This window comes from Massilia sp. Soil_C_3, from assembly GCF_057657035.1.
In genome coordinates, this window is sequence record NZ_JBDGJG010000003.1 from 576,159 (window position 1) to 582,445 (window position 6,287).

At 64.5% G+C, this 6,287-nt stretch carries 6 protein-coding genes; 3 read left to right on the forward strand and 3 right to left on the reverse strand.

The features are described 5' to 3' along the window. Window positions 1–54 precede the first annotated feature (54 nt). Window positions 55–966, reverse strand: a complete 912-nt coding sequence (locus AC3A6F_RS08235; RefSeq protein ID WP_487679644.1) for a LysR family transcriptional regulator — start codon at window positions 964–966, stop codon at window positions 55–57. 95 nt (window positions 967–1,061) lie between these two features. On the opposite strand from AC3A6F_RS08235, the gene AC3A6F_RS08240 reads away from it, so the two are divergent. Then, window positions 1,062–2,228 carry a mandelate racemase/muconate lactonizing enzyme family protein gene (locus AC3A6F_RS08240; protein ID WP_487679646.1) on the forward strand — a complete coding sequence of 389 codons (1,167 nt, stop codon included), beginning with the start codon at window positions 1,062–1,064 and terminating at the stop codon, window positions 2,226–2,228. Here the strand turns inward: AC3A6F_RS08240 and AC3A6F_RS08245 are convergent. Further along, a complete protein-coding gene (locus AC3A6F_RS08245) occupies window positions 2,218–2,682 on the reverse strand; it encodes an RDD family protein (protein ID WP_487679647.1) in 465 nt (154 codons plus the stop codon). The two genes, AC3A6F_RS08240 and AC3A6F_RS08245, sit on opposite strands and share 11 nt — an antisense overlap. 81 nt (window positions 2,683–2,763) lie before the next feature. After that, entirely contained in the window at window positions 2,764–3,852 is a 1,089-nt protein-coding gene (locus AC3A6F_RS08250; RefSeq protein ID WP_487679649.1) for a tartrate dehydrogenase, read from the reverse strand. A 95-nt stretch (window positions 3,853–3,947) separates the two neighbouring features. Between AC3A6F_RS08250 and AC3A6F_RS08255 the strand changes: the two genes are divergently transcribed. Next, window positions 3,948–4,856: a LysR substrate-binding domain-containing protein gene (locus AC3A6F_RS08255; RefSeq protein ID WP_487679653.1), complete on the forward strand. Its 909-nt coding sequence runs from the start codon at window positions 3,948–3,950 to the stop codon at window positions 4,854–4,856. Between the two features lie 344 nt (window positions 4,857–5,200). After that, window positions 5,201–5,851, forward strand: coding sequence for a YitT family protein (locus AC3A6F_RS08260; protein ID WP_487679655.1), 651 nt, complete (start codon window positions 5,201–5,203; stop codon window positions 5,849–5,851). Window positions 5,852–6,287 lie beyond the last annotated feature (436 nt).

Genomic DNA, 6,287 nt, shown 5'->3' on the forward strand with positions numbered 1-6,287 from the left:
TGTTTCGTCGATGCGATTTTGTCGAATGCCTGTAAGACAGGCCGACAGGGAGACTCAGTTGGCGATGCCGTCGTCGCCGCCGAACCGGTCGAGCAAGAACGCGATGAAGGCGCGCGCCCGCGCTGATTGGTGTTGGCGATTGCGGTAGTACAGATACAGGTCGGCTCCCGGCTGCACATAGCCGGGCATGACGATCCTCAGGCGCCCGCTCTCCACATACTTGGTCAAGTCCCATTCCGATCGCACCAGGATGCCGTGGCCATCCAGCGCCCAGCCGAGGGCGATGTCGCCATCGTTGCTCGAGAGCGTGCCCTGCACCTTCACCGAGACATTGCGGCCCTCGTGCACCAGGCGCCACACGCCGTGCGCGTCCTCGTTCTGGCGATGGACGATGCAGCGGTGCCGCGCCAGGTCGGCCAGGCTGCCCGGCGTGCCGTGCTGCTCAAGGTAGCGCGGCGAGGCGCACAGGAAGCGCCGATTGGACATGATGCGGCGCGCCACCAGGCGCTGGTCGGGCAGCTCGCCGAAGCGGATCGCCAGGTCGATGCCGTTCGCGGCCAGGTCGACCGGGCGGTCGGTGACGTCGAGCTGCACCTCCACCTGCGGATAGCGCTGGGCGAAGCTCGAGACCAGCGGCGCGATCGCGGTGCGCCCGAAGCCCAGCGAGGCGTTCACCTTCAGCAGCCCGCGCGGCACCGAGCGCGTGCTCGATACCGCTTCTTCCATCTCGCGCAGCTCGGCCAGGATCCGGGTCGCGTAGTGCAGATAGGTTTCGCCTTCCGGCGTCAGGCTGCTGGTGCGGGTGGTGCGGTTGACGAGGCGCACGCCCAGGTGTTGTTCCAGCTGCGCCAGGCGCTTGGTGGCGGCGGGCGGGGTCAGGTCCAGCTCGCGCGCGGCGGTCGACAGGCTGCCATGGCGCGCCAGCAGGACGAAGAATTCGAGGTGGGAGGCGAGGTCGTTTTTCACCGCAGGTTAATAATCTAGTGAATCCGGCTCAATCATAACCGCCTTTGAAGCGAATAATCTGGTGGCTCGTTCAACCGCAAGCGAAGGAATACCAGATGAGAATCGTCGAGATCCGCGAAAAGACTGTCCCGATCAGCTCCCCGATCCGCAACGCCTACATCGATTTCAGCAAGATGACGCTGAGCGTGGTCGCCGTGGTCACCGACGTCGTGCGCGACGGGAAGCTGGTGATCGGCTACGGCTTCAATTCCAACGGCCGCTACGGCCAGGGCACCCTGATGCGCGAGCGCTTCATTCCGCGCATCCTCGAGGCCGACCCGGCGTCGCTGGTCGACGCCAGCGGCGACAACCTGGATCCGCACAAGGTATGGCAGGCGATGTTCACCAACGAGAAGCCGGGCGGCCATGGCGAGCGCTCGGTAGCCATCGGCACCATCGACATGGCGGTGTGGGACGCGACCGCCAAGATCGCCGGCAAGCCGCTGTTCCAGCTGCTGGCCGAGCGTTACGGCAGCGGCGAGCCGGATCGGAAAGTGTTCGTATACGCGGCCGGCGGCTATTACTATCCAGGCCAGGACCACGGCAAGCTGAAGGACGAGATGCGCAGCTATCTCGACCGCGGCTATACGGTGGTCAAGAAGAAGATCGGCGGCGCCTCGCTCGACGAAGACCTGCGCCGCATCGATTCGATCCTGAGCGTGCTGGGGGATGGCCAGAAGCTGGCGGTGGATGCCAACGGCCGCTTCGACCTGGACACCGCAATCGGCTACGCCAAGGCGCTGTCGCAGTACGATCTGTTCTGGTACGAGGAAGCGGGCGATCCGCTCGACTACGAGCTGCAGGCCACGCTGCGCAACTACTACGACAAGCCGATGGCCACCGGCGAGAACCTGTTCTCGATGCAGGACGCGCGCAACCTGATCCGCCACGGCGGCATGCGTCCCGACCGCGACTGGCTGCAGTTCGACTGCGCGCTGAGCTACGGGCTGGTGGAATACCTGCGCACGCTCGACATGCTGCGCCAGCATGGCTGGTCGGCCAGCCGCTGCATTCCGCACGGCGGGCACCAGATGTCGTTGAACATCGCGGCCGGGCTGGGGCTGGGCGGCAACGAGTCGTATCCCGACCTGTTCCAGCCGTATGGCGGCTTCCCGGACGGCGTGAAGGTCGAGAATGGCTACATCACGATGCCGGACTTGCCGGGAATCGGGTTCGAGGGCAAGGCCGACCTGATTGCCGAGATGCGGCGGCTTACCGCCTGAGTGGCGGCGTCGTGCGCTTGCGCCGCTTGACCACGACCGTGCCGGCCATCTTGTCGTGCCAGCCCTGCTTGCGCGCATCGATGCCGACCCAGATCAGGCCGAGCCCCAGCGGGATGCTGGAGACGAAGTAGCCGACGTAGCGCACCAGGAACTGGCGCGCACTCGGCCTGGCGCCGGTGCGGGCGTCGACGATGACGGCGTCGATGGCCATCTTGCCCGGCGTGGTCGAACGCGCGAGCCAGAACAGCATGACGACGATGGCGGGCAGCACCCAGCCGATGAACAGGTCGGCCAGGCCGCCGTCGAAGGACGGATCGTGCCAATATGCCGGCCCGTACAGGTACCAGAGCAGCGGCGCCGTGAGCATCATCACCAGGATGGTGTCGAGGAGGGCGGCGCCTACCCGGAGCCAGAAGCCGACGTATTCCGGCTCGTTTGCGTCGTACGGCGCCATGCTGTCCTTTCGGGCGGGATGTCAGTGATGCAGTGGACGGTAGCACCGGCCCGGCCGGCATGCAAGCGGGCCGGGCGCAGGTCAGCTGTCCTTGTCCAGATAGCGCGCAACCGCCTGGCCCACCTCGGTGGTATTGGCCACACCGCCCATGTCCGGCGTGCGCGGCCCCTCGACCAGGCAGCGTTCGATCGCCGCCAGCATGGCGTCGTGCGCGGCGGTATAGGTGGCGTCGCCCTGGCCCAGGAACTCGAGCATCATCGCGCCGGACCAGATCATCGCGATCGGGTTGGCGATGTTCTTGCCGTAGATGTCGGGCGCGGAGCCGTGCACCGGTTCGAACAGGGACGGGAAGGTGCGTTCCGGATTCAGGTTGGCCGATGGCGCGATGCCGATGGTGCCGGTGCAGGCCGGGCCGAGGTCCGACAGGATGTCGCCGAACAGGTTCGAGGCCACCACCACGTCGAAGCGCTCGGGCGAGATCACGAAGCGCGCACACAGGATGTCGATGTGGTACTTGTCCCATTTGACGTCGCCATACTGCTGGCCGATGGCGGCCACGCGCTCATCCCAATAGGGCATCGAGATCGAGATGCCGTTCGACTTGGTGGCGGCGGTCAGGTGTTTCTTCAGGCGGCGCTGGGCCAGCTCGAAGGCGTACTTGAGGATGCGGTCGGTGCCGTGGCGGGTGAAGACCGATTCCTGCAGCACGAATTCGCGCTCGGTCCCTTCGAACATCTTGCCGCCGACCGAGGAGTATTCGCCTTCGGTGTTTTCGCGCACCACGTAGAAGTCGATGTCGCCCGGCTTCTTGTTGGCCAGCGGGCAGGGCACGCCGGGCATCAGGCGCACCGGGCGCAGGTTGACGTACTGGTCGAACTCGCGCCGGAACTTGAGCAGCGAGCCCCATAGCGAGATGTGGTCGGGCACCGTGTCGGGCCAGCCGACGGCGCCGAAATAGATGGCTTCGAAGCCGTCGAGCTGCTGGCGCCAGTCGTCCGGCATCATCTTGCCGTGCTGCGCGTAGTAGTCGCAGTCGGCCCAGGCGAAGGTGGTGAATTCGAGGCGGATGCCGAAGCGGCGGGCGGCCACGTCGAGGGCGCGCAGGCCCTCGGGCATGACTTCCTTGCCGATGCCGTCGCCGGCGATGACTGCGATCTTGTGGGTGTTCATGTGGCGTGCTCCTGGGTGCTGGATGGGTGTGCCAAGCATAATCCGAAACGCGGTGTTTATAATATGGCTTTCCGTGGCGGCAAGGAACACGAAACGTGAATAATCTGCTGGAGCATGCCGACTTGCGCGTGTTTGTGACCGTGGTGCGCAAGGGCTCGTTCGCCCAGGCCGCCGCGGAACTGGGCATGTCTGCGGCGTATGTGAGCAAGCGCATCGGCGTGCTTGAAGAGGCGCTGGGCGTGCGGCTGTTCCAGCGCACCACGCGCCGCATCGTCATCACCGAGGAAGGCGAGCAGGCTTTCGCGCGGGTCCAGGCCATCCTGGACAGCCTGGACGACCTGGTCGACGAGGTGTCCGAGCGGCGCCGCGAGCCCAGTGGCCGGGTGCGCATCTGCAGCAGCTTCGGCTTCGGGCGCAATGTGGTGGCGCCGGCCATCGCCAAGCTGGTACGCGCTTACCCGGCGCTGCAGATCAGGTTCGAGGTGTTCGACCGGCTGGTCGATCCGGTGGCCGAAGGTTTCGACCTCGACGTGCGCATCGGCGACGAGATCGCGCCGCAGCTGATCGCGCGCCGCCTGATGGCGAACCACCGCATCCTGTGCGCGGCGCCGGATTACCTCGCACGGCATGGCGCGCCGCGCTCGCTGCAGGAGCTGTCCGGCCACCAGTGCCTGGTGATCAAGGAGCGCGACCACCCGTTCGGCGTGTGGCGGCTGCGCGCGCGCGGGGGCGAAGAGACGGTGAAGGTCTCGGGCGCGCTGTCGACCAACCATGGCGAGATCGCGCTGCGCTGGGCGCTCGACGGCGCCGGCATCATCCTGCGCTCGCGCTGGCATGCCCAGCCCCATCTCGATGCCGGGCGGCTGGTGCAGGTACTGCCTGACCTCAGCCAGGAAGCCAATGTCTGGGCCGTGTATCCGCAGCGGCTGGGCAATTCGGCCAAGGTGCGGGTGTGCGTCGAGTTCCTGGAGCGCGAGTTGGCGGCGGGGCGGGCACCGGAATAGGGCATTCCGGCTGCGCAAGTCGCACTGAAACAGGGGTGCGCGCACCGGCATGGTGCTTCGCACAAGCCTGTTTGCCCAGGTGTTTCTCATCTACTACGCCAGGATGCCTGGCGTATCGACATTGCGCCGCAACATGAGCGATAATAGCGGCCCGAAGCACACCATACCCCGTGCGTTTCGCGCATTTGCGCCTACCCGGCGCGCCGGCATCCCTGTTACCTCTATATCGCAAGGAACATGAACTTCAGCTCTACGCTCGTCGCTACCCCCTGCACGGCCACCCGGCGGACCCTGTCCGTTCGCGTGGCGATCGCCACCATCGACGTCGATGCGGCGGTGCGCGGATGAGCCAGTCTGCCATGTTCCCCGGGTCGGCATCGTCTTCCCAGCGCGCAGTCGTGGTCAAGCCGCATTCGCCACTCGATGACGTCTACGGCATTGCGGTCGGCGTGCTGTTCGTCGTGATCGGCATCGTGCTGCTGCAGGCGGCCCAGCTGATCACGGGCGGCGTGGCCGGCATTGCGCTGCTGACGTCGTACGTGAGCGGCGTATCGGTGGGCACCTTGTTCATGATGATCAACGTGCCGTTCTTCCTGTTCGGCTACCTGTTCATGGGCCCGCTCTTCACCTTCAAGTCGCTGGCCGGCAGCGCGCTGGTCATGGGCCTGCTCAAGATCATGCCTTTCGTACTGGTGATCGACCACATCCACCCCGCGGTGGCGGCGCTGGGCGGCGGCACCTTCTGCGGCATGGGCATCCTGGCCATGGCGCGCCACGGCGCTGGCGTCGGCGGCACCGGCATCGTCACCCTGTGGCTGCAAAAGAAGTACGGCATCAATGCCGGCCGCACCCAGGTCATGATCGACAGCGTCATCCTGCTGCTGGCCCTCGGCCTGGTGGCCCCGCACCTGGTCGGCTGGTCGGCACTGAGCGCGGTGGCCATGAGCAGCATGGTCATGGTCTGGCACCGCTCCGGCCGCTACTTCGGCAGCTAACCCCTAATTAGGGTCAGAGTCGAATTATTGAGCAATTTCTCCGCTTGATCGGCAGCTATTCTCGATGAACAGCTGCCTGTAATCATGCAGCGAAATAATGAGGGTCAGAGTCGAATTATTTGCCAATTGATTTTTAAAAATTGGCAAACAATTCGACACTGACCCTCTTTGTTTTACGTTCGTGCGAGCGCCATCATCGGTAAGACTAGTTCTCGGCTCTAATTGGTTCTAAATCGCCAACAAAAATGTCGCCAAATCTGGCGCAAAGAATTAGGGTCAGAGTCGATTTATTGAGCAATTTCCCGGAATGTCGATAAGTTCGACGCTAATGTTCAGGCCGATCAGAAATATTGCTTAACAATTAGGGTCAGAGTGAGATGCACCGGAATGGTGGACAGGGTTAATCAGGCACAGCTGAGAATTTTTTCCACCTGAG

Excerpts from the sequence above, each read along its gene's own strand:
- AC3A6F_RS08240 (WP_487679646.1), top strand. The coding sequence starts at position 1,062 with ATGAGAATCGTCGAGATCCGCGAAAAGACTGTCCCGATCAGCTCCCCG.
- AC3A6F_RS08245 (WP_487679647.1), bottom strand. The coding sequence starts at position 2,682 with ATGGCGCCGTACGACGCAAACGAGCCGGAATACGTCGGCTTCTGGCTC.
- AC3A6F_RS08250 (WP_487679649.1), bottom strand. The coding sequence starts at position 3,852 with ATGAACACCCACAAGATCGCAGTCATCGCCGGCGACGGCATCGGCAAG.
- AC3A6F_RS08260 (WP_487679655.1), top strand. The coding sequence starts at position 5,201 with ATGAGCCAGTCTGCCATGTTCCCCGGGTCGGCATCGTCTTCCCAGCGC.